The organism is Alcanivorax sp. S6407, assembly GCF_023016115.1.
Lineage (GTDB): Bacteria > Pseudomonadota > Gammaproteobacteria > Pseudomonadales > Alcanivoracaceae > Alcanivorax.
This window is the reverse complement of record NZ_JALKBH010000008.1, coordinates 1-26,900: the sequence shown is the minus strand read 5'-3', so window position 1 is coordinate 26,900 and position 26,900 is coordinate 1. Positions and strand designations below refer to the sequence as shown.

At 58.5% G+C, this 26,900-nt stretch carries 25 protein-coding genes and 1 tRNA gene; 12 read left to right on the top strand and 14 right to left on the bottom strand.

Annotated features, from left to right (window positions below; genetic code table 11):
* The first annotated feature begins 15 nt into the window (after positions 1-15).
* Both egtD and MWU49_RS15425 read left to right on the top strand, forming a co-directional pair.
* Positions 16-1,002 carry an L-histidine N(alpha)-methyltransferase gene (egtD, locus tag MWU49_RS15430; protein WP_246974025.1) on the top strand — a complete coding sequence of 329 codons (987 nt, stop codon included), beginning with the start codon at positions 16-18 and terminating at the stop codon, positions 1,000-1,002.
* Positions 1,003-1,225: 223 nt separating this feature from the next.
* The gene (locus MWU49_RS15425) at positions 1,226-1,750 is read left to right on the top strand and encodes an acyl-CoA thioesterase (protein WP_246974021.1); all 525 of its coding nucleotides are present in this window, start codon (positions 1,226-1,228) and stop codon (positions 1,748-1,750) included.
* 196 nt (positions 1,751-1,946) lie between these two features.
* On the opposite strand, the gene MWU49_RS15420 is transcribed toward MWU49_RS15425, so the two are convergent.
* The gene (locus tag MWU49_RS15420; protein WP_246974019.1) at positions 1,947-2,534 is read right to left on the bottom strand and encodes a DUF2846 domain-containing protein; all 588 of its coding nucleotides are present in this window, start codon (positions 2,532-2,534) and stop codon (positions 1,947-1,949) included.
* Between the two features lie 247 nt (positions 2,535-2,781).
* Here MWU49_RS15420 and MWU49_RS15415 point away from each other — a divergent pair, with 247 nt between their 5' ends.
* The 5 genes from MWU49_RS15415 (at position 2,782) to MWU49_RS15395 (ending at position 7,818) form a co-directional block, all read left to right on the top strand.
* A complete protein-coding gene (locus MWU49_RS15415; protein ID WP_246974016.1) occupies positions 2,782-3,282 on the top strand; it encodes a DUF1289 domain-containing protein in 501 nt (166 codons plus the stop codon).
* Positions 3,283-3,630: 348 nt separating this feature from the next.
* A complete protein-coding gene (locus MWU49_RS15410) occupies positions 3,631-4,266 on the top strand; it encodes a TetR/AcrR family transcriptional regulator (RefSeq protein ID WP_246974014.1) in 636 nt (211 codons plus the stop codon).
* Positions 4,263-5,060, top strand: coding sequence for an SDR family NAD(P)-dependent oxidoreductase (locus MWU49_RS15405; protein WP_246974012.1), 798 nt, complete (start codon positions 4,263-4,265; stop codon positions 5,058-5,060). The genes MWU49_RS15410 and MWU49_RS15405 overlap by 4 nt, the downstream gene beginning before the upstream one ends.
* Positions 5,061-5,071: 11 nt before the next feature.
* Positions 5,072-6,556: an NAD(P)/FAD-dependent oxidoreductase gene (locus tag MWU49_RS15400; protein ID WP_246974010.1), complete on the top strand. Its 1,485-nt coding sequence runs from the start codon at positions 5,072-5,074 to the stop codon at positions 6,554-6,556.
* Positions 6,557-6,861: 305 nt separating this feature from the next.
* A complete protein-coding gene (locus MWU49_RS15395; protein WP_246974008.1) occupies positions 6,862-7,818 on the top strand; it encodes a patatin-like phospholipase family protein in 957 nt (318 codons plus the stop codon).
* Between the two features lie 190 nt (positions 7,819-8,008).
* Here the strand turns inward: MWU49_RS15395 and MWU49_RS15390 are convergent, their stop codons facing one another.
* Positions 8,009-8,248: a hypothetical protein gene (locus MWU49_RS15390; RefSeq protein ID WP_246974006.1), complete on the bottom strand. Its 240-nt coding sequence runs from the start codon at positions 8,246-8,248 to the stop codon at positions 8,009-8,011.
* A 136-nt stretch (positions 8,249-8,384) separates the two neighbouring features.
* A complete protein-coding gene (locus MWU49_RS17805; RefSeq protein ID WP_281502355.1) occupies positions 8,385-8,519 on the bottom strand; it encodes a hypothetical protein in 135 nt (44 codons plus the stop codon).
* Here MWU49_RS17805 and MWU49_RS15385 point away from each other — a divergent pair.
* The gene (locus MWU49_RS15385) at positions 8,482-10,131 is read left to right on the top strand and encodes an ABC-F family ATP-binding cassette domain-containing protein (protein WP_348646708.1); all 1,650 of its coding nucleotides are present in this window, start codon (positions 8,482-8,484) and stop codon (positions 10,129-10,131) included. The genes MWU49_RS17805 and MWU49_RS15385 overlap by 38 nt on opposite strands.
* 148 nt (positions 10,132-10,279) lie before the next feature.
* Here MWU49_RS15385 and MWU49_RS15380 read toward each other — a convergent pair whose 3' ends face one another.
* The 6 genes from MWU49_RS15380 to MWU49_RS15355 form a co-directional block, all read right to left on the bottom strand.
* Positions 10,280-10,756: an NYN domain-containing protein gene (locus MWU49_RS15380; RefSeq protein ID WP_246974002.1), complete on the bottom strand. Its 477-nt coding sequence runs from the start codon at positions 10,754-10,756 to the stop codon at positions 10,280-10,282.
* Between the two features lie 863 nt (positions 10,757-11,619).
* Positions 11,620-11,704: transfer RNA gene (locus tag MWU49_RS15375), tRNA-Leu, on the bottom strand.
* Positions 11,705-11,761: 57 nt separating this feature from the next.
* The gene (locus MWU49_RS15370; protein WP_246974000.1) at positions 11,762-12,451 is read right to left on the bottom strand and encodes a hypothetical protein; all 690 of its coding nucleotides are present in this window, start codon (positions 12,449-12,451) and stop codon (positions 11,762-11,764) included.
* 66 nt (positions 12,452-12,517) lie between these two features.
* Positions 12,518-13,393, bottom strand: a complete 876-nt coding sequence (locus MWU49_RS15365; RefSeq protein WP_246973998.1) for a hypothetical protein — start codon at positions 13,391-13,393, stop codon at positions 12,518-12,520.
* Between the two features lie 67 nt (positions 13,394-13,460).
* Complete coding sequence (locus MWU49_RS15360; protein WP_246973995.1) at positions 13,461-14,006, bottom strand: hypothetical protein; 546 nt, start codon at positions 14,004-14,006, stop codon at positions 13,461-13,463.
* A gap of 173 nt (positions 14,007-14,179) precedes the next feature.
* Positions 14,180-14,767, bottom strand: coding sequence for a Fe-Mn family superoxide dismutase (locus MWU49_RS15355; RefSeq protein ID WP_035231470.1), 588 nt, complete (start codon positions 14,765-14,767; stop codon positions 14,180-14,182).
* Positions 14,768-15,071: 304 nt separating this feature from the next.
* On the opposite strand from MWU49_RS15355, the gene MWU49_RS15350 reads away from it, so the two are divergent.
* The 3 genes from MWU49_RS15350 (at position 15,072) to MWU49_RS15340 (ending at position 20,512) form a co-directional block, all read left to right on the top strand.
* Positions 15,072-16,253 carry an acetyl-CoA C-acyltransferase gene (locus tag MWU49_RS15350; RefSeq protein ID WP_246973992.1) on the top strand — a complete coding sequence of 394 codons (1,182 nt, stop codon included), beginning with the start codon at positions 15,072-15,074 and terminating at the stop codon, positions 16,251-16,253.
* A gap of 722 nt (positions 16,254-16,975) precedes the next feature.
* Complete coding sequence (locus MWU49_RS15345) at positions 16,976-18,787, top strand: beta-ketoacyl synthase (RefSeq protein WP_246973990.1); 1,812 nt, start codon at positions 16,976-16,978, stop codon at positions 18,785-18,787.
* A gap of 303 nt (positions 18,788-19,090) precedes the next feature.
* Positions 19,091-20,512 (top strand): phospholipase D family protein, encoded by a 1,422-nt coding sequence (locus MWU49_RS15340; RefSeq protein WP_246973987.1) that lies wholly within the window; start codon positions 19,091-19,093, stop codon positions 20,510-20,512.
* Positions 20,513-20,636: 124 nt separating this feature from the next.
* On the opposite strand, the gene MWU49_RS15335 is transcribed toward MWU49_RS15340, so the two are convergent.
* The 5 genes from MWU49_RS15335 to MWU49_RS15315 all read right to left on the bottom strand — a co-directional run bounded on the left by MWU49_RS15335 (position 20,637) and on the right by MWU49_RS15315 (position 26,037).
* Complete coding sequence (locus tag MWU49_RS15335; protein WP_246973985.1) at positions 20,637-20,942, bottom strand: hypothetical protein; 306 nt, start codon at positions 20,940-20,942, stop codon at positions 20,637-20,639.
* 62 nt (positions 20,943-21,004) lie between these two features.
* Positions 21,005-23,227, bottom strand: coding sequence for an EAL domain-containing protein (locus MWU49_RS15330; protein ID WP_246973983.1), 2,223 nt, complete (start codon positions 23,225-23,227; stop codon positions 21,005-21,007).
* A 208-nt stretch (positions 23,228-23,435) separates the two neighbouring features.
* Complete coding sequence (locus MWU49_RS15325) at positions 23,436-23,816, bottom strand: MmcQ/YjbR family DNA-binding protein (RefSeq protein WP_246973982.1); 381 nt, start codon at positions 23,814-23,816, stop codon at positions 23,436-23,438.
* 226 nt (positions 23,817-24,042) lie between these two features.
* Positions 24,043-25,623, bottom strand: coding sequence for a peptide chain release factor 3 (gene prfC / locus MWU49_RS15320; RefSeq protein ID WP_246973981.1), 1,581 nt, complete (start codon positions 25,621-25,623; stop codon positions 24,043-24,045).
* 75 nt (positions 25,624-25,698) lie between these two features.
* Positions 25,699-26,037 (bottom strand): DUF2834 domain-containing protein, encoded by a 339-nt coding sequence (locus tag MWU49_RS15315; protein WP_246973980.1) that lies wholly within the window; start codon positions 26,035-26,037, stop codon positions 25,699-25,701.
* A 134-nt stretch (positions 26,038-26,171) separates the two neighbouring features.
* Here MWU49_RS15315 and MWU49_RS15310 point away from each other — a divergent pair, with 134 nt between their 5' ends.
* A complete protein-coding gene (locus tag MWU49_RS15310) occupies positions 26,172-26,588 on the top strand; it encodes a hypothetical protein (protein ID WP_246973979.1) in 417 nt (138 codons plus the stop codon).
* Positions 26,589-26,900 lie beyond the last annotated feature (312 nt).

The following is a 26,900-nucleotide window of genomic DNA, read 5'->3' as shown; positions in this document are numbered from 1 at the left end:
CCCCCGGAGGGGATCATGAAAAAGGCAATGCCGGTGAACCAACAGCAACTGGGCCCCAACCTGACCTTTTACGATCTGCACCCGCCCGCCACGGACATGCTTGAGGAAGTCACCCGCTCCCTGAGTGCGCCCCGCCCACACCTGCATCCCAAGTATTTCTACAACGAAACCGGTTCCCGACTGTTCGATGCCATTACCGCCACACCGGAGTATTACCCCACCCGCACCGAGTCGGCCCTGCTGACACGGTACAGCGATGAGATACAAGATCAGCTTGGGGGAGCCTCCACCATTGCCGAGCCCGGAGCGGGCAGCTGCCAGAAGGTGCGCTTGTTGCTGGAGCGCTGGTCGCCGGAGTGCTACATGCCCCTGGAGATTTCCCGCGACTGCCTGTTGCAGGCCACCCGGGAGTTGTCCCGGGACTTTCCCGGCGTACAGATCAGCGCCGTCTGTGCGGATTACTGCCAGGCCCTCTCGCTACCTGCGGATAAAGACCCCAACGGCCGGGTAGTGTTCTTTCCCGGTTCTACCATTGGCAATTTCGAACCGGCCGAGCGCCAGCAGTTCCTGCGTGGCCTGCATCAGCTGGCAGGCCCCGGAGGCAGCCTGCTGATCGGCGCCGACCTGCACAAGGACTGTGCCACGCTTCACGCGGCCTATAATGATGCCGAAGGGCTCACCGCCGCCTTCAACCTGAATGCCCTGCACCACATCAATCATGAGCTGGATTGTCATTTCCAGGTGGAGCAGATGCGTCACCTGGCCTTCTATAATGAGCAAGCCCGACGCATTGAAATGCATCTCGAATGCCTGTGTGATCAACAGCTGCAACTGGGAGAGAACCGGCTGACACTGCCCGCGGGCACCCGAATTCACACCGAGAATTCCTACAAGTTCACCGTGGAAGGCTTTACCCGTGAGCTGATCAATGCCGGCTTTACCCCCCGGAGCTGCTGGACAGACCCTGATAATCTCTTCAGCCTGCATCTGGCGAGCTATTGAGCCGTTTTTCGGCCCCTGCCACCCTGCATCTCCAGCGTGCCAACCTGACGGCCCGGTCCGCTCGGCTCAGCCCATATGACTCATCCAATCGTCTGATCGCGCTCTTTGGTTAGAGCCGATAGTGTGAACTGTCACCGGTAACGCTATAATGAACCCGGTTCTTTCCCCTCAATATCAAGAATGATACCAGTGCCGCGAACGGGGCGTGGCCAAGGGAGTTCGGATGCTTGAACTGATCAGCGCGGCGCGCAGACGCAAACGCCCGCCTACACACCAGCTGTTTGATGTGGTCACTCTGGAATTCAGGGTGGGCCTGCTGGATATTGACTTGAACATGCATCTGAACAATGCCAAATACCTGAAGTTCATGGACCGCAGCCGGTTGGAACATGCGGTTGTCACTGGCAGTCTCAACCGCATGATCGAGGCCCGATGCAACGTGGTGGTGGCCAACACCGAGATCGCCTATATCCGCGAACTGCGCCCCTATCAGCAGTTCCAGGTACACACCCGCATCCTCGGCTGGGACGACAAGTACGTCTATTACGATCAGCGCTTCGAATCCCAGCGTAAACTGCACACCCATGCCCTGGTTCGCGTGGTCAACGTGTACGGCGGCAAATCAATCAGCCCGCAAACCGCCCAGGACATCACCGGCATGCACCTGGAATCCCCGCCGCTGCCAGAGTATGTGGAGCAGTGGAAGCGCTTGCTGAAGTCGAAGAAACGGCTGACGGAAACGGATTAAGAGCGAGTTTCGAGTTTCGAGTTTCGAGTTTCGAGTTTCGAGTTTCGAATATCAAAATCCGAAATCAGGATGTCTGGCAAGGGTTTAGCCTTTCGAAACTCGTTTCCCGCAACTCGCTACTCAGCCCCCCTTAACCCAAAAGCCCCGGAATCCCGGGGCTTTTTGCGTGTTGCCTGTTGCGTGAAGCGTGGTGCGTCTAATCAACCGAATACGTATAAAACGGCGCCCAGCGCGGTTCTTTCTTCATGCGGTCTGCATAGTAGACACCGGGTTCGTCCAGACGCAGGTCGGCGATTTCCCGCAGGGCGACGGCCTTGGGCACCTGCTGCAGCGGGCCGGCCTGTTGATAGTCTTCCGGGTTGGCGACGATTTCTGTCAGATCCAGCGGATTCAGTTCTGAATAGCGGAAGTAGTAATCCTGACCACCCTCAATCTTCAGGTCCATCTCGAACACCATTTTCAGGTACAGCACACTGAATGGGCGGCGGGCATAGAAATCATGGGTTCCGGCAGGCAATTCCAGCCAGGTGTAAGCTCCGGCCTTCAGGCCGAACAGCTGGGAAGCATCCAGGAAGAACACCGGCGCCTGAACCTCTTCATATCCCCAACGGGTAATCGGCCGGTAGATATAGACCATGGAGTTACGCGGATCCAGCGTTTCGATAGGATCGAAGGTCTTGCCATCCGGGGCATCCAGAAACGCGCCCGGCGTAGCAGGAATCCCCAGCCTGGCACACCCGGAAAGCATCAGGCTGAACAGTGCCAGCCACACAACCAATCGCATTGTTATTCTCCATTGGCACCGTGACACAGGGGCGGTCCGGGCCTGTTATTATTGCGCACTTCCGGCCAGCTCCGGCTAACCGGCAGACAGAGGAATGGCAGGACTTTATGAAATATAGTGCCTTTATTTGGCCCTAACTATGGCCGATTTGACCGCGTTGCTCAAGATAGCAGCAACTCCGCCCCACCGCCCTTCATCAGTCCATTTGGGCTCCCCGTGGCACCGGGATTTCTGGTAATCTTCGGCCATGTCCGTAAATCGTATCCGCACCCCCTGTATTGGCGTCTGCTCCACTGTGTTTGGTGACACCGTGTGCCGCGGCTGTCGCCGTTTCAGCCATGAGGTGGTGAACTGGAATGCCTACACCAATGAGCAGAAGAGCATCGTCTGGAAGCGTCTGGACCTGCTGCTCTGTCAGGTGGTGGACAATTACTTCCTTGTGGCCGATGCCGCCCTGTTTGCCGAGCAGCTAACCTTTCAGAACCTGCGCTACCAGACCCAGCTATCCCCACAGGGCTGGGTACCGGAGCTGTTAAAGGCCGCCGGCAAGCAGGCGATCCCCTACGATCGTTTCGGTCTCACCCCCCTGGCCCCCAGCCATGGCCTGACCCCGCGTGAACTGTACGAACAGATCAGCGCGGAATGCCACGCCCTGTCCCAGGCCCACTATGACCGCTCCTACGCCCGCCCGGTCACCCTTGTCGCGGAACTCACCGAGTATGCGGCGCGGGAGAAAGGGCTGATCTAGGAGCAAGCGGCAAGCGTCAAGCTGCAACGCGGGCCAGGCTCAGCGACACTGCTAAGCCCTGCCCGCGTTCATTCGCCGCGCTTTACCGAGAGCAGAACCTGGAAATTCAATTCCTCGCGCACTGGCCAGCTCCATGCCTGTGAGTGATTCAGCTTGCTGAACTAACTCGGCCCCTAATCGCGGGCAAGGCATTAATGGTTAGCTGACGCCCAACTCGCGTTGCAGCTTGTAGCTTGAAGCTTGCCCCTTTCATTTGTCCCAATCTGACCCACACCCCCCTTCCACCGATACATCAACCAATGGCACATTAACGGAATGAACATTCATTATTCATTTCGCAGGTGAGTCATGGCCACAGCCACATCCATCGCCAACACCGCTTTCCGACCCGGCAAGGAAGGGGGAAAACGGGAACAGATCATCAAGGCTGCCTTGCAGGTATTCGCCGAACACGGCCTGCATGGCACTCCGGTTCCGCCCATCGCCGACAAGGCTGGCGTAGGCGTGGGTACGCTATACCGGTACTTTGACAGTAAGGAAGCACTTATTAATGCGGCCTTCTGTGACGCCAAACAGCGCCTGCAGGATCACCTGCTGGCCGACCTGGATCTGCTCAATCCCAGCCGAGCCCTGTTCGATACCCTCTGGGCCAGGCTGACCTCCTTTGCCCGCAAGGAACCGGAGACCTTCCAGTTTCTGGAGATGCAGGATCACCACAGCTACCTCACCGCGGAAAGCCGCAGCCAGGAACAGGCCCTGCTTATCCCCCTGGGAATGATGGTGATCATTGGCCAGCGCAATGGCCTGCTCAGCGACCGGATCAAGCCGGATCTGGCCATCGCGCTGTTCTGGGGCGCCTTTGTCGGCATCTTCAAGGCCGAGCGACTCAACTACCTGACTCTCACCGATGACGACCTGAAACGAGCCCGCGACGCCTGCTGGCTCGCAGTGGCGGCCAACCGCACCGAAGGAGCAAGCCAATGACCCTCACCCGCACAGCCATCATGAAACCCCGGCACATTCTCATTACCGGTGCTGCCGGCGCCATCGGCAGCGCGCTTGCCGATCAGTTTCGCAGCCATCACCCGGACGCCATCCTGACCCTGGTGGATCTCAACCCGGAAGCCCTGGAAACGGTGGCAAACGAGCACAACGCCAATGCTGAAGTCTGTGACCTGACCGATATCGATGCACTGCCCGCCTGGTGGGATGCGCTGGTCAATCGCCATGGCCCGGTGGATGTATTGATCAACTGTGCCGGGATCATGGACATCATGACCCTGGCCGGCACCGGCTGGGAGCGAGGCAAACGCAGCATGGACATTAATTACATTGCCCCCATGCGACTGATGGATCTGGCGCTGCCCGACATGATCGAACAGCGCCGTGGTTGCGTGATCAATATTTCCAGCATGGCCGGACGGGTACCCATTCGTGGCTGCAGCTATTACGGCGGCGCCAAGGCGGGTCTCGGCATGGCTTCCGAAATTGCCCGGCTTGACCTGAAGAAGGACGGCGTCAACGTGGTTACTGTGTACCCCGGTCCGGTTTACTCCGGGCTGGAGAGCCATGCACGCAACCAGATAAAGCGTGGTGCCGTCTCCCGTTACATCCCCACCGGCCAGCCTGAAGTGCTTGCCGAGCGCATCTATCGCACCTTCCACAAGGGCGGAGCACGGGTGATCTATCCGGACATCTACAGCCTCGCCAAACAGGTCGCCAACCTCAATCTCACTAACAAGGCCATGGACTTCTTTAGTCCCCAGCCCAACAAGTAATGGAACCCGTGATGACTCAACAGCAAAACCAGCCCATTCACGATGTCCTGATCGTGGGCGCAGGGATCAGCGGTATCGGCCTTGGTATCAAGTTGAAAGAAGCCGGCATCCACAACTTCGTGATTCTGGAAAAAGCCGCGGACCTGGGCGGCACCTGGCGGGACAACACCTATCCGGGCTGTGCCTGTGACGTGCCCTCAGCACTTTATTCCTATTCCTTCGCCCAGAAACCCGACTGGACTCGCGCTTTTGCGGGCCAGGCAGAAATTCTCGACTATGTTCGGGAGGTCGCAGAGCAGCACCGGATTGTGCAAAGCATCCACTTCAATCAAGGTGTCGAGCGAGCCCAGTGGCGGGAAGAAAAAAACCTCTGGGAAGTGCAGACGGCTGACCAACTCTATCTGGCCCGCACTGTCGTAGCCTGCTCGGGGTATCTGCATGAACCGATTATTCCGGCGATCCCCGGGCTGAAGGATTTCAGCGGCAAGCTGTTCCATTCTTCCCGCTGGGATCATGATCATGATCTGACTGGCGAGCGTGTAGCGGTAATCGGCACCGGTGCCTCAGCTATCCAGTTCGTGCCGGAAATTCAGCCCAGGACCCGGCACCTGACCCTGTTCCAGCGCACTCCTCAGTGGGTGCTACCGAAACCGGATCACAGCATTCCCAAAGTGGAAGAAAACTTTTTCCGCCTGCCCTTCACCCTGAACACCTGGCGCAAGATGCTCTATGGCGGGTTCGAGACCTTCGGTATCGGCTTCCGCCGCCCGGCCATTCTCAGACAGATTCAGAAGCTGGGGCTGGCCCACCTGAAAGTGGCCATCAAGGACCCGGAACTGCGCGCCAAACTGACCCCGGATTACACCCTGGGCTGCAAGCGGGTATTGATGAGCAACAACTACTACCCGGCCCTGAACCAGCCCAACGTGGATGTCTTCCACACCGGACTGAAAGCAGTCCGAGGCAACACCCTGGTAGGCCAGGACGGCAGCGAATGCGAGGTGGATACCATCATCCTCGGCACCGGCTTCTTCGTTACCGAGCCGCCCATTGCCAATCACATATTCAATCATGCCGGCCAGTCACTGAGCGAGATGTGGAAAGACGGCATGCAGGCCTACCGTGGCACCACCATCGCCGGTCTGCCCAATGCCTTCATGGTGCTCGGCCCGAATCTTGGTATCGGCCATAACTCTGCCTTCATCGTCATCGAGGCGCAGATCAACTATATCGTCAGCACCCTCACCACCATGCGCGACCAGCAACTGCAACGTATCGAGGTGAAAGCCGAAGTACAGCGGGACTACAACCGCAAAGTGCAGAAAGATCTGCAAGGCACTGTCTGGAATACCGGCGGCTGTTCCAGCTACTACCTGGACAAGAACGGCTTCAACAGCGTCGGCTTCCCGTGGAGCACCCTGGAGATGCAGCGTTTGCTGAAACAGTTCGACAGCGACAACTACACCCTGACACCGGCAAGCCAACCGATCTTTTAACCCGCTTCGCGGCGGCAACATGCGTCACGCAAAGAGCAAAAGCGGATTTACCACAGAGATCACAGAGCACACAGAGTGAAAAATTTCTTATTCTCGGTGACCTCTGTGCCCTCTGTGGTGAGACTGCTTTTGATCCTGGCCGGAATCGCGCCGCCACCGGTTTTCCTGCGGGAAGGCCTCTGCAGCAGCACATTCACGTAAATCCGCGATGAACTCAAAAAATGCAGATTTACGGTTTTGAATTTGGCGTCCAACCTCAGACGTCCGGCCGCCCAACCACACAACAACCTATTCAGAGAACATAGATGCCAAAAGACAACACACCTTCAGCTCCCAAACGCGCCCTGGTCCTCGGCTGTGGCGGCGTCGCCGGCGGCGCCTGGACGATTGCGGCTCTGCACCAGCTGGAACAACAACTGGGGTGGGATTGCCGTGATGCGGATGTTCTCATCGGCACCTCCGCCGGAGCCGTACTGGCTGCACTTATCGGCAGCGGTATCAGCGTCGATCAACTGCTGGCCTGCCAGCAAGGCACCAGCGACAGCTGCCAATGGAATCATGACACCGACACGGGCGGCGCCCTTCCCCCACTGCCGGGCGCGCGCTTCACCGGCAAGTCACTGGTGATGAAAGGCCTGCGCGGCGAAGTGTCTGCACTGACCGCCATCTGTGGCGCCCTGCCCGCCGGCCAGTTCGACATGAGCGCCTTCAGAAAACTGGTTAACGATGCGGCCCAGGGTAAGGAGTGGGTAAAGCATCCTGCCACCTGGATCATGGCGGTGGATACGGAAACCGGAAAGCGCGTTCCCTTCGGCAAGGGCGGCGCGCCCAAAGCCACCATTGCCGATGCCGTATGCGCTTCCTATGGCGTCCCCTTCTGGTGCCCACCTGTGACCGTCAACGACCACACCTATATAGACGGCGGCGTGGCCTCACCAGTATCTGCCGACATGCTGGTGGACAGCGCCGTGGACGAGGTCATCGTGCTAGCGCCCATGGCCTCTCGTCAGCCGGACAAGCCCTGGCACCCGTTCGAGCGCATTGAACGGCGCGTACGGCGTTACATGACAAGTATCGTGGACAAGGAAGTGGCCGCACTGGAAAACGCCGGCAAGAAAGTGATTCGTATCGAACCTGTGGCCGATGACCTGAAAGCCTTTGGCTACAACATGATGGATCCGGGAAGACGGCAGCACGTGCTCAAAACCGCGCTGAAGACGACCGAAGCCAGCGTCAATTCCGCACTGGCCTCCTGCAAGTAACAAGAAAGGGCGAGGCGCCTCGGCACCTCGCCATCCCCTTGCTCCCTGCGCGGCTGGTCAGGCTGGCTCGCATTCCAGCCATGTTTTGACGATGCATGCCCTGCATTCAAAACGCGCAACAACGATTGCGGGCCAGGTCGAGGGATATGTTCCGTCATAATACGAGCGCGAAGCGCAATGCCGCGGATACCTAGCTCTCCCCGGATTCACTCAGCCCGTCATCAATCATGATCCTGATGTCTTTCATGGCGTTGCGAACCTCGAGACTTTCCGCGTGAGTGAGCATGCCGAGCACCACCGCACCGGCCACCAGCAGCGCCAGCCCCAGTAGCGCCCACTTTTCTCTTTCGATCTTTCGCCCGCCATCAGCGGTGCTCTCATCGACATCATCATGGTGATCATTGTGATTGTGCGGCCTGTTATCCGGCATGGAAACCTCCAGAGACACTTCCTGTTCTACGCCGCTGAAAGACAGGCTGCAAGGCGATGAACGGGCTAAATCGATAACCGGGAACAGGTATTAGCGCCGCGTTGATTGAGGAACTTATTCTGCATGGGCTACTCTATTAGGTAACACGGGCGTCCGCCCGCCAACACAGGTATTTGTCCAATGCGCCATTGATGCCGCCGTTATAACAACGGCCAGTCTCCACCAGCCCCCAAATGCAGGGGGAGTACATGGCATCCATGGTATCAAGCATGACAAATCCTTTTATCACGCTGAGAGACGTATCTCTCACCTTGCCGGACGGCAATCCGCTGTTCTCCGGCCTGAACCATACCTTCGACCACACCCCCACCGGACTGGTAGGTCGTAACGGTGTGGGCAAGACCCTGCTGGCCAGCATTCTGGCCGGACAGCTTGCCCCTTCCGAGGGCCAATGCCTTGCCTCCGGCAACGTTCATTACCTCGCACAGCAGATCACCTCCGCTCAGGGTATCTCTGTGGCGGGTCTGGCCGGTCTGGCCTCTGCCTTGCAGGCACTATCAAGGATTGAAACGGGCAGCTGTGAGCCTGAAGACTTTGACCTGGTGGGCGACGGCTGGGATCTCCCAGAGCGCTTCCGTTTTCAGCTTGATCAGTTCGGGCTCGGCGATATCCCATTGCATGCACCGGCCGAGCAACTCAGTGGTGGTCAAGGCATGCGGGCCGCGCTGGCTGGCGCCCAGCTGTCCGACGCCGACTTCCTGATTCTGGATGAACCCAGCAATCATCTGGACAGGGAAGGAAGAGAGACGCTGATGAGTCTGCTTAGCCAATGGCAACGCGGTCTGATTGTCATCAGCCATGACCGGGAGCTGCTGGAGACCATGACACATACGGTAGAGCTAACCAGCCACGGATTGAAACGTTATGGTGGCAATTATGCGTTCTATGCAGAAGCCAGGACCCGTGAAACTCAAAATGCACAACAGCATCTCGATCAGACCAGGCTGGCTCGCCAGCGGGCTGAGCGAACCCTGCGTCAGCAACAGGACAGACAGGCCCATCGCCAGGCACGAGGCAGACAACAAGCCAGACAGGGAAACCAGGCAAAGGTGCTGCTGGACAAGCAGAAAGAACGCTGCGAAGCCAGTCATGGCGCGCTGAAACGACAACAGGCAACTATCAGGGACAAACATCAGAAGGCCGTGGGCACGGCGGCAGCGGCCCTCAAAAGTGATACCTCGATCTATCTGCATTCCGACCTTTTGCCCAGCATGAAAGGCGGCATTGCCGTGCAGTTGAATCAACTACTTCTGCCTTTCGACTGTACATCCCGACAGCCCATCGACCTGTCAGTCCGGCAAGGACAGCGCGTCGCCGTGACAGGACCAAACGGCTGTGGAAAATCCACATTGCTCAAAGTAATGGCCGGCAGGCAGGCTGCCCGGGCGGGTGAATGCCTGATACCGGAACACAGCCGTTATCTGGACCAGCATCTGGAGTATCTCAACCCACAATACACTTTGCTCGATCAACTCAAGGGAGCGAACCCCGTGGCGCCCGAGGGACAACTGCGGATGCTCCTTGCTCAGCTTGGTCTTGGTGAGGAAAAAATCCGTTGCCGCTTCACTGAACTCAGTGGCGGCGAAAAATTGAAAGGTACACTCGCCTGCCTGCTCTACGCTGCATCACCCCCTTCCCTGTTACTGCTGGACGAACCGGGCAACCATCTGGACCTGGCCTCAATCAAAGCACTGGAAAGCATGCTGCGGCAGTACCGCGGAACACTCATAGTGGTGTCTCACGACAGGGTATTTCTAAACAATCTGGCATTGAGCCATCACCTGACGGTGACAGAGAAGGAATGGCAACTGCAGCCGGTGTGATCGCTCGTTGGCTCAGGATCGTCATGCAAGCATGGGCTCCTGCCTGCAAAACAGCCCTGCGAGAGGAGCTTCTCCGTTATTTCGGTAAACGCCAGCGGTTTTGAAATGACTGAGTTCCAGAAAAGCGGAAGGGAATCCGCCGTCTGTATCAAGGCAGCAACAAATCTGTATCTATCGGGTGATACACATCGGTACTCTCAATCAAGGATCGGGCGGTTAACGGTTCCACCCCATAGACCTCGGTGCGCACTCCGGGATTCACCTTGATGGCCGACAGCAACACATCGAAATCCCCATCCCCGGACAGCAGCACCACCCTATCCACCTGCGGCGCATGGGTCATCACATCCACCGCAATCCCCACATCCCAATCGCCCTTGGCAGAGCCGTCGCTACGCTGGATATAAGGTTTGAGTTTGACGGTAAACCCCATGTGCCGAAGGGCATCCTGAAATCGGGTCTGCCCGTCATCGCCACGATGAGTGGCATAGGCCATGGCAACCTGAATCTCCCCCTGAGCCGAAAGCCGGTCCCACAAGGCCCGGTAGTTGAACTGACGCCCAAACGCCTGGCGAGTGGTGTAGTAGATATTCTGTACGTCTGCAAAGACGGCGATACGAGGCATGGTGCTTCCATTAACGGGAGGGTTTGCGAACAGCGAAGACTAGCACATCAGAGTCACCACACAGGCACACAGCCCTCCCCCACGCCGGATCGTCATGCAAGCATGGACTCCTACAAAAACCAGCAACCGCTTCACGCCCAATTTTTTCGGCACGATCGCGCCAGTACCTCAGCCCGTCCGGCGAGGACACACACCTTTATCGGTGCGATGAAACTGCAGGCCAGCATTAGCCAGCCGGGCATGTGCCACTTTCACCGCAGATTCGCACCTCAAGTGGTGCTCCTACAGCCATCTTCTGCGTTTGTGCTATGAAAACGCACCAATTCCATCAGCACGGCATCTTCCCCGTTAGAGTGAGTCGAGGAACGGAAGGATCTGGCGGCGTAGAGCAAAAAACCTGTCTGAGCGGAGCGAGTCTTTTTTGCGTCCGCCAGATCCTGAGTACCGGAGTGTGCCCGCGGAGCGGGTCGAACGGAGTCGGGGCGCGGGGGAGTCCAGAGGGGTGTCGCGTTACACCCCTTTGGGCCCGTCCGGCGAGGACAAGCACGTATCATAGTGAGATGAAATATCAGCAGGAGCCATCCCAGCCAGGAGGGAGCCACCACCACCGCAGGTTCGCACCTCGAGAGGTGCTCCTACAGAAACCTCGTACGTTGCGGCGAGGACACAGCTATGTTGGTGAGATAGAGTATCCGCACCGAATATGCCATCCAGGCAGAACCTACCATCACCGCAGCATGCGCCATCCCAACAAAACACCCCCCACCCCGATGCGGGTTGCATGTTGCATGAAGCGTGTTGCAGCCGCGGAGCGGCATAAAAAAAGGCCGTAACAGCGAGCTGCTACGGCCTTTCTCTTGAGATGGTGCGCCAGGAGGGAGTTGAACCCCCACACCTCTCGGCACCAGAACCTAAATCTGGCGTGTCTACCAATTCCACCACTGGCGCAATGGGCGGCTATTCTAGCAGGGAATTCTGCAATTACCACCGCTTTGCGGGCGGGAATCAGCCGCCCTGGAGAATGCGGTACAGCGCTTGCAGATCCTTGTCGATTTTGGTGACCTTGGTTTGCAGGGCATCCACTCTCGGATCCGGTGCTGCCTTGACGGTGGTCGGTGCCGGCGCCGGAGCTGCAGTGGGTGCCGGACGATTGGCCAGCGTCGTTACCCGGCCCGAAACAGATTTAAGGCTGGATTCCAGATCGGCAATGCGCTGTTCCAGTTTGGCGGTTTCACCATCGTCCTGGCCGGCCTTGGCTACAGAGACGCTCAAAGCACGCACCCGGGAGCTGAGCTCACGCAGGTCATCACGCAGGTTGGTCAGTGCCGAGGCATCCACAGATCCGCCGGGCGCAGGCTCTCGAGCAGCCGCACGAGGTGCCTGCTCTGCCGCATTCTCGACGGTAGACGCCAGCCGGTAATACTGCGCCTTGAGATCACTCAGCTCGCCACTGAGCTGCATGTTGCTCATCCACTGCCACACCGCCAGCAGCAGGGCAACGATGGCGATGCCCAATGCCAGCCACACGGTGCCGGAGCGCCCGCTCTCGGACACACTCACCGGCTGCTGCCGGCGGCTTGCCTTGCGCAGCGGTACTGGCTCGTTGGCAACAGGTTCTACGGGGGTCTGAACTGCCAGCACATCCTGGTTCAGGCCCTGCAAACGTCGTTCTTTATTTTCCGGCAACTTGGCCATGACAAATTGCTCTTTGTCATTATTGTTTAGGGGGAGCCTGTGACTCCCCGACCCCGATCGATCGGCTCAGCGACTTTCCAGCTGATCCAGGCGATTGTTGACCTGCAGACGGTAGGCATCAAACGCCGCGACGGCGGCTTCCGCATCGTCAACACGCCCCTCCAGTGAAGACAGTGATGCTTGCGCCTTGCTGATCTTGTTCATCGCAGCATCCAGGCTTTTCTGCTGTTTTTCTACCTGGTTCAAGTTCTCTACCAGCACATCCAGCTGCGTCTGCATCTGGCTGATCTGGGTCTGCCATTGCTGACTGCTCTTGTTCACCGCAGAGACTGCACTTTCCACCTGTTTCTTGAGTGACGCTGCCTCTTTGTTGATATCCGTAATCTTGCCATCGACACCGGCCTGGGCCTTTTTGACTCCAGCCACAGAAGAAGACAGTGCGGTAAGCTTTTTGCCCTGTTCGGCAATGTCTGCCCGGTTGCGTTTGTTGGCCAGATCCCAGAGTTTGCGGATCTCATCACCATTCTTGTCCAGTGCCTTGCCATGACTCGCGACGATATCCTGCAGCTTGCCAGAAGACTGATTCAGGGTTTCATCCGTGGCCGACAGCTGTGATTCCAGGTTACCCAGCTTCTGGGTAGATTCACTCAAACGGTTATCCAGCTGGGCCTGCAACCCTCCAACCTGCTTGTGAAACCACACACCCAGCACGGCGATAAGCACCACAAGTACCAGGCAGGCAGCCATCCAGCCTCCGTTTCCGCCACCACTGGAAGGCTTTGCTGCCGCGGGCCGGGAGGGCTTGCCCGGCGGTTTGCCCCCTGGTTTGGCCGGCGCCGGTTTTCGCGGGGCGGGCTGGGCCGCTTTGGGGGCCGGTTTGCGGTGGTCATCCACCGACACGTCATCCAGATCACCCAGATTGACTTCACGATCTCTTGTCATTACTGCTGCCTTACCTGTGTGCAAACGCCAATACTACCGGAATTCACGGTTCAGTAACCGTGACCTCCTACTCCTGTTGAGCCTGATGAGACTCGAACAGCGGTTGCTCGGTGGCGTAGTAGATCGGCTCACCGATCTCATGTTTGCCTTCTGCATTCTTGACCAACGGCACAAAGATGACCCAGGGGCGAACCTGGCGATGATCCACCTGTGCCCAAACACCCACAATCTCTTCACCTGCGTCGTTGGTGATGGTGTGCAGCTTGAACAGGGAAAGCATATCCACTTCGGGTTGCTCCTTCCCTATCTGGCGCAATTTCATGAACAGGGCACCAGCCCACTCTTCCGCCGGCGCTGCATCCGCGGGATCACCGGAGTAACCCACCGCTTTTACGTCGCCGTCAATACTCATCAAACCAAACGGGTACATGCCACCGGATTTGGCGATGGCCTGCAGGGCCTGTCGAATACCTGCCTGCGCCAGGGTGTCCATGTCCTGCTGTTCGGTTGTCTTTGCCTGATCGACTTCTGCTGCCGGGGCCTTGGGGGATTCAGCCAGAACCGGCTGAAAAAGACAGGCCAGAAGCACCAGAACCCATGCCGGGAAACGCATATTTCACCTTTTTTGTTATGTGCTGACCCTTGTATGGACAGCCTTGGGGGCATTTATATCCCGAAACGGCACGCTATCAGAGTTACCAGAATGCTGCCATAACGCCATAAAAAAGGCCGCAAAGCGGCCTTTTTTATGGTCTGAACGGCTCCCCGGGGCGGGGAGCCAGTTCATTACGCTGCGAAGTTGGCGGCAGCGAAGTCCCAGTTGATCAGGTTCCAGATGGATTCCAGATACTTGGGACGGGCATTGCGGTAGTCCACGTAGTAGGCGTGCTCCCACACGTCCACAGTGAACAGCGGAGTCTGACCCTTGCCGTGGGCAATCGGGGTGTCAGCGTCGTCAGTGTTGACGATTTCCAGGGAGCCATCGCTGTTCTTCACCAGCCAGGTCCAGCCGGAACCGAAGTTACCGGTCGCCTTGGCGTTGAACTGGCTCTTGAACTCGTCGAAGGAACCAAAGGCGCTGTCGATGGCAGCGGCCAGGTCACCGGAAGGTGCACCGGCACCGTTCGGGGTCAGGCTGTTCCAGTAGAAAGTGTGGTTCCACACCTGGGCTGCCTGGTTGAACAGACCGCCTTCAGCGCTGGCAATGATCTCTTCCAGAGACTTGCTCTCGTTCTCGGTGCCCGCTGTCAGTTCGTTCAGCTTGGTCACATAGGCGTTGTGATGCTTGCCGTGGTGAAACTCCAGAGTCTCCGCAGAGATGTGCGGTTCCAGAGCATTCTTTTCATACGGAAGCGGCGGAAGTTCGAAAGCCATAGTCATTTCCCCTGACATTGTGTGTCCTGCTGCCCACGCAGCAGGTGAGAATTTCTCCGTCGACGACGCATGGCAACGGTCGGCGGGTGAACGATAATAACAAGCTACCGGCAACAATCTCCACCTTGCAGAGGCCGGGCCTTTCGGCGTCATAGGCTGACGCTATATGCAAATCACCAGGCGTGACCGGCAGGTCCATGAGACTTGGGGCGCTGTGCCCTTGTTTCAAGTACAATGCGCCCCAATTTTTCATGATTCACGCTTTCATGATCATGAAGCCAGTCAACCTCGGCAGGAGAAAAACATGTCTGATGATGCCATCGTTATTGTAAACGGCGCCCGTACCGCCATGGGCGGCTTCCAGGGTTCATTGTCTGGCGCCAGCGCCACCGAACTGGGCGCGGCCTCCATCCGCGAAGCAGTATCCCGCGCCGGCCTGAAGCCGGAAGACGTGCAGGAAGTCATCATGGGTTGTGTACTGCCCGCTGGCCTCAAGCAGGGCCCGGCCCGTCAGGCCATGCGCAAGGCTGGCCTGCCCGATAACGTAGGCGCCACCACCATCAACAAGCTGTGTGGCTCCGGCATGAAAGCCACCATGTTTGCCTACGATTCCATCAAGGCTGGCACCAATGACATCGTGGTATCCGGCGGCATGGAATCCATGACCAACGCCCCTTACGTGCTGGACAAGGCCCGTGGCGGCATGCGCATGGGCCACGGTCAGGTCTACGACCACATGTTCCTGGACGGCCTGGAAGATGCCGAAACCGGCCGTCTGATGGGCTCCTTCGCCCAGGAAGTGGCTGACAAGCGCAGCATTACCCGCGAAGACATGGATAACTATGCCATCGAGTCCCTGAAGCGCGCCCAGGCCGCTATCGAAAATGGCTGGTTCAAGGACGAAATCGTTCCTGTAACCGTGAAAACCCGCAAGGGCGAAGTGGTCGTCGACACCGACGAGCAGCCCGGCAACGCCAACATCGACAAGATCCCGACCCTGCGTCCGGCTTTCGCCAAAGACGGCACCGTGACTGCCGCCAACGCCAGCTCCATCTCCGATGGCGCCTCTGCGCTGGTACTGGCCCGTGAATCCGTGGCCAGCGAACGTGGTCTGCAGCCGCTGGCACGCATCCTCGCCCACGCCACCAACAGCAAGCACCCCAGCGAGTTCACCATCGCCCCCATCGGTGCTACTGAAGCTGTGATGCAGAAAGTGGGCTGGACCGTGGACGATGTGGATCTGTTCGAGATCAACGAAGCCTTCGCCATGGTTGCCATGATGCCGATGATCGATCTGGGCATCCCCCACGAGAAAGTGAACATCCACGGTGGCGCCTGTGCCCTGGGTCACCCGGTGGGTTCCACTGGCTCACGCATCATCCTCACCCTGATCCACGCGCTCAAGCGCACCGGCGGCAAGCGCGGTGTAGCCAGCCTGTGTATCGGCGGCGGTGAAGCGACTGCGGTGGCGGTAGAGCTGGTGTAAGACGCCACACGCTGGACGCTTGATGCCAGACGAGAACGGGGCCTTCGGGCCCCGTTTTTTATGCCGCTGCGCGGTGCCTCCTCACCTCCGAACAGCGATTCTGGAATCTTTACCTCACCAAGCCTCGGATCGCTTGCAGGCAGGTTATTCGCTTCGCTCACCCTTCGGGCCGCACTCCGTGCGTTACTCCGCTGCGCTACGTTCCCACAGCAGCTTCGTAGAAAAGCTGAAAAAATATTGGGTTTCGAAAGGCAAAACTCTCCGCCTTAAACCAGGTTTGGATTTTGATCTTCGAAACTCATTTCTCGAAACTCGCCTCTGGAATCCTTACCTCGCAGAGGCTCGGATCGCCTGCAGGCTCGCTATTCGCTTCGCTCACCCTTCGGGCCGCACTTCGTGCGTTACTCCGCTACGCTACGTTCCTACAGCAGCTTCGCAGAAACACAGAACCCCGGGAACTTTCGGGGTTTTCCCAATCCAAGCGTAGCTTGTAGCTTGTAGCTTGTAGCTTGTAGCTTGTAGCTCATGGCTCATGGCTCATGGCTAATCACCCTCAACCCATTGATCTGAAAGCCTTTCTGCCCCCCCAAACACCCCCCGCTTAAAACTCTGTTGCACTTTAAACGCCAAATTGGCCGTGTGGTGTATACGCAAGAACCACATTCACCTGTACCCTGACCGGCTAGTCACCACGTTGGGTCTGGACCACTCCCGGGAGCATCATGACAGCATTACCCGTTATCACCGCCATGGGCGGCATCAATGCGGCAGGCCGTAGCGCCCTGCATTTCGGTTTTCAGCGTCTGATTTTTGACTCTCTCCCGGAGATTCAGCGCCAGGCTACCCTGCGCGCCCTGGCCCAGCTCACTGGCCGTCCTGAGGATTCCCTGCTGGACGGCACCCTGATTCGGGCTCTGCCTGCAGAGTACCGCCTGCATGCCGCCATCAGTGGCACTAGCGACATTCCCGTTACCCTGGAAATGCGCAACATGGATCTGCCTGACCCGCTACCCGCTGGCTGGCAGGTCACCCCCGTCGACAAGCGTCGCAGCCGCGTTACCCTGCCCGCCGGGCTGGGCATGAACGTGCCGCTGGACGCCGCACGCCGGGTCAGCGCCGCCGGCCAACTGCCGGACGGGTTCGATCCCGGTGATCTTTATGCCTCCCGCAACCACCCCCGCGCCCTGCAAATGGCGATCTTTGCCATCAGCGATGCGCTGGGGGATCTGGGACTGGACTGGGCCCAGGTGGCAGGCAAGGTACGCCCTGACCAGGTCGCCGTGTACGCCAGTAATGCCATGTCACAGCTGGATGACCACGGCCTGGGTGGCGTAATGCGCTTCCCGCCCAATGGTCAGCGCATCACCTCCAAGCAGGTACCGCTGGGTCTCGGTGAAATGACCGCCGACTTCCTGAACGCCTATGTGTTGCATTCTGTGGGCACCACCGGCGGCATGCTGGGCGCCTGTGCCACCTTCCTGTACAACCTGGAAAAAGGTGTACAGGCCATTCGCAGTGGCAAGGTACGAGTGGCCATCGTCGGCACCAGTGAGGCCCCGCTGATACCGGAAGTGATGGAAGGCTACCGCGCCATGGGCGCCCTGGCAGAGGACCAGGAGCTGGCAGCGCTGGACGACAGCCCGCATCCGGATGTACGCCGCGCCTGCCGCCCGTTCTCCGATAACTGCGGCTTCACCATGGCCGAATCTGCCCAGTTCACCATTCTCATGGACGACGCCCTCGCCCTCGAACTGGGTGCCGATATCCTTGGTGCCGTACCTGACGTATTTATTCACGCCGATGGCGCCAAGAAATCCATCTCTGCTCCGGGCGTCGGTAACTACCTGACCATGGGCAAGGCCGCAGCCCTCACCCGCCAGTTGATCGGCGAGAAGGGGCTACAGCAGCACAGTTTTGTTCACGCCCACGGTACCGGCACCCCGCAGAACCGGGTCACCGAATCGGTGATCCTGAATCGCACAGCAGAAGCCTTCGGTATCCAGCAGTGGCCGGTAGTCGGCATCAAGTCCTACGTGGGGCACTCTCTGGGCAGCGCCGGTGGCGACCAGCTGGCCGCCGCTCTCGGCAGCTTTACCCAGGGCATCCTGCCGGGCATCCGCACCATCGATCACATTGCCGGTGACGTGCACCGCAGCCACCTGAATATTTGCCTGCAGCATCAACAGCAGGACAACCTGCAGGCCAGCCTGATCAACTCCAAAGGCTTTGGCGGCAACAACGCTACTGCTGTTGCCCTGTCTGGCAGTATCGCCGAAGCCATGTTGCGCCAGCGCCACGGCGAGAAAGCCATGACCGCCTGGCAGCATGCCCGTGAGGCCACCCTGGCCAGCAAGGCACGCTATGGCGAGCACTGCATCAGCGAGGCTCCCAAACCGGTGTACCGCTTTAACGAAGGGGTGCTGGGTGATGAGCACGTCACTCTCAGTGGCCAGTCTGTGAGTCTCAACGGCGGTATCGAAATGCCCTTCGATGACGACACCACCCTGAAGGAATTCCAGCTTAAGCAGGATTGAGGATAGCGCTTTCTTTCTTCAACCGGCTTCCTGGCTGACGCTTGCCTGCGGGCGTCACCGTGAGGCCCGGCAAAATACGTCTCTGGAATCCTTACCTCGCTTAGGCTCGGATCGCGAACAGGCTCGCTCCTACAGCGGCTTCGTAGAAATGCAGAAACCCGGGAACTTTTCGGCCTTCCTCCATCCAATCAAGCGTAGCTTGTAGCTTGTAGCTTGTAGCTTGTAGCTTGTAGCTTGTAGCTTGTAGCTTGTAGCTTGTAGCTTGTAGCTCGTAGCTCAGCCCGAACCTGCTAAGCTAGCCCCATGACCCAGTTCAAACTCGCCCTGCTTCTCCTGTTGACGATCATTGTCAGCAACGCCCTGTGGCACCGCTACAAGCCATTGCCCTCCGGGCTGGCCGTCCACTCGCCCAAACATCCCGCCATTAATCTGAGACTGTTGGTAGATGACACCTGGGAAACCGCGGAGGGGACACGCGGAATTCGCCAGGAAATCTTCGATGAGGTCTTTCGCCTGATCGGCCAGGCCCGCCAGCTGATCCTGCTGGACATGTTTCTGTTCAATGATTTTCTCGGCGCCGGGAGCCAGGCATATCGGCCACTGGCGGAGCAACTGACGGAAGCACTGATCAACCGGCATGGGCAGCAGCCGGACTTGCAGATTGTGCTGATCACCGACCCCATCAATACCCTCTATGGTGGCCTGAAAAGCGACCATCTCGAACGATTGCGCGATGCCGGTATCAGCGTGGTCGAGACACCACTGAGCCCACTGCGCGATTCCAATCCGGGCTGGTCCGGTTTCTGGCGGCTGTGCTGCCAGTGGGCAGGCAACGATAGCAGCGCGGGCTGGCTCCCCAACCCCATGGGGCCAGGCAAGGTACCGCTGCGCAGCTACCTGTCCCTGCTCAACTTCAAGGCCAACCATCGCAAGACCCTGATCGTGGACGAGGGCGGCCAGTGGACCGGGGTGGTGACCAGTGCCAACCCCCACGATGGCAGTAGTGCACACAGTAATATCGGCCTGCGCTTCAGTGGGCCCGCCGCACGGGCCCTGCTGGAATCCGAACTGGTCCTGCTGGATATGGCAGCCATGCCACGCCCAACGCTCCCGGACATGGCAACCACGAAAAACGATAATGGCGGCCACCTTGAGATCCTCACAGAAGCGGCCATCCGTGATGCCCTGCTTGATACCGTGGCCCGCAGCAAGGCAGGCGATACGCTGGATGTGTCGGTGTTCTATCTCTCTCACCGGCCGCTGATCGACGCTATCAAACAGGCACACCGGCGCGGCGTTACGGTGCGCGCCTTACTGGACCCCAACAAGGATGCCTTCGGCAGGGAAAAGAACGGTATCCCCAATCGGCAGGTGGGCAGTGAATTCCACCAAAGCGGTATCGAGGTTCGCTGGTGCAACACCCGGGGGGAGCAATGCCATACCAAGATGCTGATGCTGACTCATGGCTTGCAGTCAGAGTTGATTCTTGGCTCCGCCAACTTTACTCGCCGTAATCTGGACAACCTGAATCTGGAAACCAGCGTCCGCCTTGTGGCACCGGCTGAGCACCCTGTGATGCTGCAAGCCACAGAGACCTTTCTGCGTCGCTGGGAAAACCGTGACGGGGAGAAGCACAGCCTCGATTATGACGCCTATGCGGATGAATCTGTTTGGAAGAAGGGGCTGTATCAGGTGATGGAGTTCAGTGGTTGGAGTAGTTTCTAGCCATGAGCCATGAGCCATGAGCTATGAGCTATGAGTTTCGAGTTTCGAGTTTCGAAATGCAAAACCGATACCGAGCAGCAGGGCCAGGTGCTTTTGACTTACGCTTCTCGCAACTCGTCACTCGCTACAGCTCTGCTTGCGGCGCTTCCTTTGGCGGACGATGCTGGTACCAATACCATCCGCTCACACCACCATTAATCAACCAGGCCGCCGCGATCAGGCTTCCGGTGATGGGCCAATGCCAGCTCTCAGGTAAAAGTTCCGTGCCCGGAATGGCAAGCAGAAACAGTACCGTTTCCAGTACCGCCAGCAGCAAAGGGGCAATGATCCGGGCCAGGTGATGCAGTTCGACGCCCAACCAGCGCAGCATGGCTGCCGACATGCTCAGGCCAAGCCAGATTACGATCAAAGCACCAATGATAACTGCCATTTTGCATCCACTCCGTTCACGTCACCGGCATGGTAGGCAGCTCTGCACGCAAACGCCAGCGTTCAGGCTCGTTCCTGATCGACAGAGAAACTGAATAACTGGTTTCGCACGGAGACAAAGTCGGCCACCTCGACCGGTCGGGAGAATACGTACCCCTGCGCCCGGTCACAGTTGAGCCCTTGCAGCGCCCGCACCGTCTGCCAATCTTCCGGTCCCTCTGCCACTACCGTCAGCTTGAGCTCATGGCAGAGCGCAATCACCGCATTAACAATAGCGTGATGGGCTTCCTGGCTTAGCATGTCATAGACAAAGCTGCGGTCGATCTTCACCTCGCTGACCGCGAACTGGCGCAGATGAGACATGGAGGAGTAGCCCATGCCGAAATCATCGATGCTGCAGGTAACGCCCATGGCGACCAGCCTGTCGATTACCATGCTGACACGCTCGGGCTCGCTGATCATGCTGGTCTCGGTCATTTCAAGGCGCAGGTCTTCCGCCAAACCACCATGGGAAGCCAATGCCCAGGCCACCTTGGCACAGAGATCGGTTTCCAGAAGATCCACCGCCGAGACATTCACGCTAAGGCAGGTAGGGAGCCCCTGACGGCGGAACTCGGCGGCCAGACGAACCGCTTCTTCCAGCACGAATTCAGTAAGCGTGACCACCAGCCCGGCCTGCTCCAGCAAGGGCACAAACAGCGCCGGGGACAACTCGCCCAGTTCAGGGTGTCGCCAGCGTACCAGCACTTCTGCACCCACCACTTTACCGGAGTCCAGATCTACCTGCGGTTGCAACATGACCCGCAGACCTTCCCGGCCATTGCGACGGAAATCCCGGATGATGAACAGGTTCTGCGGATCCGGATCCATGCTTTGCTTGTATTCCATCCAGCTGCGTCCGGAGCGGCTGGCGAAGGCCATGGCGGTTTCCGCCTGGCGCAGTATTTCCGCCACATCCGCTCCCCGCAGAGGGCACTGGGCCAAGCCGATGGTGAAACGCGGTTCCAGCTCCAGGCCATCAAAAACGATAGACTGATCATCCAGCAGACCTTCAGCCAGAGCCTTCTTGTCCTGGGCGAGCAAGGCGAATACCCCCCGCCCCATGTAACACAGGGCAGCGAACCCCTTGCGCTTGAGCCGTCGCGCCACCTCGGAGACCAGGCTCTCACCGGTGTTGAAGCCCAGCGAGCAAATGAAATCATCGATCTCCGACAGCTTGGCGACCATGAGCACATGGGCCGTGCCCTTGCGCTCAGCCCGCATCAGATGAGCGCGGACACGGGAAACGAATTCCGGGCGGGTCGGCAGGCCGGTAAGTCGATCGTGATATTCCCAGTGCAGCATTTCCTTCTCGGCCCGGGATTTGCGCAGGCGAGCGTTTTCCAGCTGCCAGGAAAGCCGCCGCACCACGGATCGGAGACGCCAGGAATAGGCATAGATCATCAACAGCAGCAGGCCCAGCAAGGCGCCGCCCAGGATCATCCAGCCCGCGTAATACTCCCAGTATCCGGGCCGGTTCCACTCCAGTTCCTGGCGCCACTTGGCATAGATGTCATAGTAGTGACCCGAGGAGACCACCAGCCCAAGCTGTTGTTGCAGCCAGGCATGCAGTTGCGGCTGTTGACGCGACACCGCAAACACATAGGGGCGCGGCCACAGCGGCGGCCCCAGTAACTGTAACGGTAGCGATTCCCGGGATATGGAACGATTGCTGACCGGCTGGGGGAGCAGCGCATACTCCGCCTCGCCATTGATCACTGCCTGCAGGGCCGCACGATAATCTTCGCGAATCACCGGCACCACATCGATACCCTGTTTGAGCAAGGCAGCGGCCGCGTAGCCGCCGTCCTCCAGTGCCACCCGCTGGCCACTGAGCGCTGCCAGCTCAGGGATCCCCTCGCGCTCCTCCAGGCCATAAATACCGTGGGTGACAAAATAAAACGGGGTGGTGAAAAGGAAATCCTGGCCCCGCTCGGGAGAGGCGAACATGGCCACCACATCCACGTCACCATTGCGTAGCCCGGACAGTGCATCAGGCCAGTCCATCAGACGATGCCTGGCGCTTCGCCCACCCTGGCTCACCATGGCCTTTTCCAGGTCCACGACAAACCCTAGGGCCTGCCCGGTCTCGGTCTGTTGCCACTGGAACGGTGGGTAGTTGTCATCGCCGGCGAAGCGAATCGGGTCGCTGCCGTTCTGTTGTGCTGCAAGCCCCCCGAACAGCAACAAGCCTGCCACCAGGAGCAACCCCTGCAGGGGCAACTTGTTAATATTCTTTTCCGCCACTTCGTGTCTCCGCCAATCCTGGCCTGACGCTTGCGCGCGGTAATGCATCAAAGAGGAAGCCGGAAAGAGTGACCGGCTACCAAGTGGCATCACTGCGTTCCAATCCCTGGAAACGATGCGCTTTCTTGTATATGGGTTATACCTCGGTGACCGACAAGTCAAGAAAGCAGGAAAAATTATTCGTGATAGCCAGACAAAACCCGGCGTTTCAGTGACTGATTATTTCACGCCCATGACGCACAAGCATGCCTTCACAGACCGCTCTGGGCAGCCCTTTCACCACCAACGCATAGGAGTGATCCATCATCCGCTGCAACTCACCAAGCGGGATCGAGCCATCAAGGCAGACCGTGTTCCAGTGCTTCTTGTTCATGTGGTAGCCGGGCAGGACGGCGGGGAAGATATCGCGCAGAGCAAGAGCCTGGTCCGGGTCGCACTTGAGGTTCATGCGCCCCTGCCCGTCTGATTCAGACAAGGTGGCAAACATCTTGCCCCGCACTTTCATGACGGCCACATCAGGGCCGAAGGGGAAATCTTCGCTAGCCTCGGGTTTCCCGAGGAGATACTGGCGGGCGGTATCGACGTCCATGTCTACCTCCAAAACGAACAAGGGCTCCGTTGAGAAAATCAGTCACGAGTTTCGAGTTTCGAGTTTCGAAGAGCAAAACCGACCCCAATTAGCGGGACAAGGTGTTTTGACTTTCGCTCCTCGAAACTCGCTACTCGCAACTGACATCATCGCCATACACAGATGGCAACCGGCGAAGCACCGGTTTTCGCTGTTAACTATTAAATATTAACTATTAGCTGCAGTGTCAGATTTCCCGCGTCTCCCGGAACCGGATATCCGGATGACGCTCTTCCGCCAACTGCAGATTCACCCGCGTGGGCGCCAGATAGGTCAGATGACCGGCACCGTCACGAGCCAGATTGTCATGGGCCTTGCGTTCAAACGCCGCCAGCTCACGCTCATTCTCTGCTTCCACCCACCGGGCAGTCGCCACGCTGACCGGCTCGTAGCGGCAATCCACACCGTATTCGCCCTTCAGTCGTGCGGCTACCACGTCAAACTGCAGGGTACCCACCGCACCCAGAATCACATCATTGTTGCGCAACGGGAAGAACACCTGGGTGGCGCCCTCTTCTGCCAGCTGGGTCAGCCCCTTGTGCAGCTGCTTGCTCTTCAGCGGATCGTTCAGCACCACACGCTGGAACAGCTCCGGGGCGAAGTGCGGGATACCGGTAAAGTTCAGCTCTTCGCCTTCGGTGAAGGTATCACCGATCTGGATGGTGCCGTGGTTGTGCAGGCCGATGATGTCACCGGAATAGGCCTCTTCCACATTGTCACGTTCACCGGCCAGGAAGGTCAGTGCATCGGCAATACGAATATCCTTGCCGGTACGCACCTGCTTGAGCTTGATGCCTTTCTGGTACTTGCCGGAACAGATGCGCATGAACGCCACCCGGTCACGGTGCTTGGGATCCATGTTCGCCTGGATCTTGAACACGAAGCCGGTCATCTTGGGCTCGTCAGCCTCAACCGTACGCACTGTCGCATCACGGGACTGGGGCGGCGGCGCCCACTCCACCAGACCATCCAGCATGTGGTCGACACCGAAGTTACCCAGGGCAGTACCGAAGAATACCGGGGTCAGCTTACCGGCCAGGAACCGCTCCAGATCGAACTCATGGCTGGCGCCCTGCACCAGTTCCAGGGTGTCACGCAGCTCTTCGGCGTAATCGGCACCCACCGCTTCATCCAGCTCCGGGTTATTCAGGCCCTTGATTTCGCGCACATCCTGCACGGTATGGCCCTGACCGGTCTGGTACAGCACGGTGGTATCGCGCAGCAGGTTGTAGACGCCCTTGAAGCTCTTGCCCATACCGATGGGCCAGGTGATCGGCGCACACTCGATGTTGAGCACATCCTCGATCTCGTCGAGCACCTCAATGCCTTCACGCACGTCACGGTCGAGCTTGTTGATGAAGGTCAGAATGGGCGTGTCACGCAGGCGACAGACCTCCATCAGCTTCACGGTCCGCTCTTCCACACCCTTGGCCGCATCAATCACCATCAGGGCAGAATCCACCGCCGTCAGGGTGCGATAGGTATCCTCGGAGAAGTCCGCGTGACCGGGGGTGTCCAGCAGGTTGACCGTGGAGCCCTTGTAGGGGAACTGCATCACCGAGGTGGTCACGGAGATACCCCGTTCCTTCTCCATTTCCATCCAGTCAGAGGTGGCGTGCTTGCCGGATTTCTTGCCCTTCACGGTACCCGCGCTCTGAATCAGGTTTCCGTACAGCAGCAGTTTCTCGGTAATGGTGGTCTTACCGGCATCCGGGTGCGAGATAATCGCAAAAGTGCGGCGCTTGGCCACCAGGTCTTGCAGACTCATGGAACAGGTTCTCTGACTGGGAATTTCGAGGGCGCGAGTATAGCAGTGTTGGCGACGGCTTTGACCCCACTCCGGTCAGACCAGACCGGAGCCCTTGAGCTGCCGCTGGCGCATCAGCAGGTAGAGGGCAAAGCCCACGGCCACGCCAGGGACAATGCCCAGCAGCAGTGCCAGCCAACCGCCACGGATCTGATAATGCTGGCGCTCGAACAGCACCCAGATGGCCAGGATCACCCAGCACAGGATCACATCCGTGGAGTAACCGGCCGCATAGGGATTGACGAAACCGGCCGCGAAGGCCCCGATGATGTCCGGATTCTCCAACATGGGCGGGCCGGCCAGCACCACCAGGGCAACACAGAAGATCAGTGCCACCAGCACCAGCAAACGACGAAACAGGGATTCAGACATCATTGGACCTCAGTCATTCCATTGAGAGCCCTATGGTTGGAAATTTACCCATGGCTGTCCAGCTTTTACACACTGTACATTGGGAGGCCAGGCAAGCAGTGATAGAGTGAAGTCACTTTCATCTGTGGATACCTGCCATGACCCAGTATGCTCGTGTTGCCTTCCTTCTTGCTGTCACCCTGTTCATGGCAGCCTGTAGCCAGACTCCCGGCGAGAGCGACGCCCGCAAGGTGCTCCAGGCGGAGCTGGAAAGCGCCCACCTGGCCGAGCTGCTGAAGATCAACAGCGTCGAGAAACACAATGGTTACCAGGATAACGATGGGCGCTACACCATCGAGGTCAGCTACCAGCTTAAGGCGGCAGAATCCCTGTCGGATTATGCGGCCCAGATCAAAGGGGATGAATCCCTGGGCGGCATGGACCGCTTCGCCATGATCATGGCTCTCAGCGCCTTGCGGGTGGAATACGGCAACTTCGCCAAGGGCGACACGTTCGATGAGCAACGGGTGCTGACCTTCCGGGATAGCGAGCAGGGATGGATGCCGGTGGAGTGAAGTAGCTACAAGCGACAAGCTTCAAGCTGCAACGCGGGTCAGGCCGTGCAGAATTCTGACGCCTCGCCTCGCGCTGCCAGCCAATATCAAACCGCACCCTGGGTGCGGTTTTTTTTGCTTCACGCTTTGCCCACCGGGCAGACAAACCCTCGTACACGGGAATAAACCTGTAGATACCGTCTCTCTCCATACCCTGCAAGCCTTCTCTAGGCGACTTGCGGGGTATATTCCTTCTGGTGTTTGATCACCCCGTAGGCAATCTGCACCAGCTTTCTCATGGCAGCCACTACGATGGCCATCCTTGATTTCCCT

What these genes read in the sequence shown, in the direction of transcription:
- MWU49_RS15340 (WP_246973987.1), top strand. Translation starts at nt 19,091, where the DNA reads ATGACCCAGTTCAAACTCGCCCTGCTTCTCCTGTTGACGATCATTGTC.
- MWU49_RS15380 (WP_246974002.1), bottom strand. Translation starts at nt 10,756, where the DNA reads ATGCCTCGTATCGCCGTCTTTGCAGACGTACAGAATATCTACTACACC.
- egtD (WP_246974025.1), top strand. Translation starts at nt 16, where the DNA reads ATGAAAAAGGCAATGCCGGTGAACCAACAGCAACTGGGCCCCAACCTG.
- MWU49_RS15410 (WP_246974014.1), top strand. Translation starts at nt 3,631, where the DNA reads ATGGCCACAGCCACATCCATCGCCAACACCGCTTTCCGACCCGGCAAG.
- MWU49_RS15425 (WP_246974021.1), top strand. Translation starts at nt 1,226, where the DNA reads ATGCTTGAACTGATCAGCGCGGCGCGCAGACGCAAACGCCCGCCTACA.
- MWU49_RS15370 (WP_246974000.1), bottom strand. Translation starts at nt 12,451, where the DNA reads ATGGCCAAGTTGCCGGAAAATAAAGAACGACGTTTGCAGGGCCTGAAC.
- MWU49_RS15335 (WP_246973985.1), bottom strand. Translation starts at nt 20,942, where the DNA reads ATGGCAGTTATCATTGGTGCTTTGATCGTAATCTGGCTTGGCCTGAGC.
- MWU49_RS15390 (WP_246974006.1), bottom strand. Translation starts at nt 8,248, where the DNA reads ATGCCGGATAACAGGCCGCACAATCACAATGATCACCATGATGATGTC.
- MWU49_RS15315 (WP_246973980.1), bottom strand. Translation starts at nt 26,037, where the DNA reads ATGATGTCTGAATCCCTGTTTCGTCGTTTGCTGGTGCTGGTGGCACTG.
- MWU49_RS15385 (WP_348646708.1), top strand. Translation starts at nt 8,482, where the DNA reads ATGCAGGGGGAGTACATGGCATCCATGGTATCAAGCATGACAAATCCT.
- MWU49_RS15395 (WP_246974008.1), top strand. Translation starts at nt 6,862, where the DNA reads ATGCCAAAAGACAACACACCTTCAGCTCCCAAACGCGCCCTGGTCCTC.
- MWU49_RS15365 (WP_246973998.1), bottom strand. Translation starts at nt 13,393, where the DNA reads ATGACAAGAGATCGTGAAGTCAATCTGGGTGATCTGGATGACGTGTCG.
- MWU49_RS15360 (WP_246973995.1), bottom strand. Translation starts at nt 14,006, where the DNA reads ATGCGTTTCCCGGCATGGGTTCTGGTGCTTCTGGCCTGTCTTTTTCAG.
- MWU49_RS17805 (WP_281502355.1), bottom strand. Translation starts at nt 8,519, where the DNA reads ATGCTTGATACCATGGATGCCATGTACTCCCCCTGCATTTGGGGGCTG.
- MWU49_RS15420 (WP_246974019.1), bottom strand. Translation starts at nt 2,534, where the DNA reads ATGCGATTGGTTGTGTGGCTGGCACTGTTCAGCCTGATGCTTTCCGGG.
- MWU49_RS15310 (WP_246973979.1), top strand. Translation starts at nt 26,172, where the DNA reads ATGACCCAGTATGCTCGTGTTGCCTTCCTTCTTGCTGTCACCCTGTTC.
- MWU49_RS15405 (WP_246974012.1), top strand. Translation starts at nt 4,263, where the DNA reads ATGACCCTCACCCGCACAGCCATCATGAAACCCCGGCACATTCTCATT.
- MWU49_RS15415 (WP_246974016.1), top strand. Translation starts at nt 2,782, where the DNA reads ATGTCCGTAAATCGTATCCGCACCCCCTGTATTGGCGTCTGCTCCACT.
- MWU49_RS15325 (WP_246973982.1), bottom strand. Translation starts at nt 23,816, where the DNA reads ATGGACGTCGATACCGCCCGCCAGTATCTCCTCGGGAAACCCGAGGCT.
- MWU49_RS15400 (WP_246974010.1), top strand. Translation starts at nt 5,072, where the DNA reads ATGACTCAACAGCAAAACCAGCCCATTCACGATGTCCTGATCGTGGGC.
- prfC (WP_246973981.1), bottom strand. Translation starts at nt 25,623, where the DNA reads ATGAGTCTGCAAGACCTGGTGGCCAAGCGCCGCACTTTTGCGATTATC.
- MWU49_RS15345 (WP_246973990.1), top strand. Translation starts at nt 16,976, where the DNA reads ATGACAGCATTACCCGTTATCACCGCCATGGGCGGCATCAATGCGGCA.
- MWU49_RS15350 (WP_246973992.1), top strand. Translation starts at nt 15,072, where the DNA reads ATGTCTGATGATGCCATCGTTATTGTAAACGGCGCCCGTACCGCCATG.
- MWU49_RS15355 (WP_035231470.1), bottom strand. Translation starts at nt 14,767, where the DNA reads ATGGCTTTCGAACTTCCGCCGCTTCCGTATGAAAAGAATGCTCTGGAA.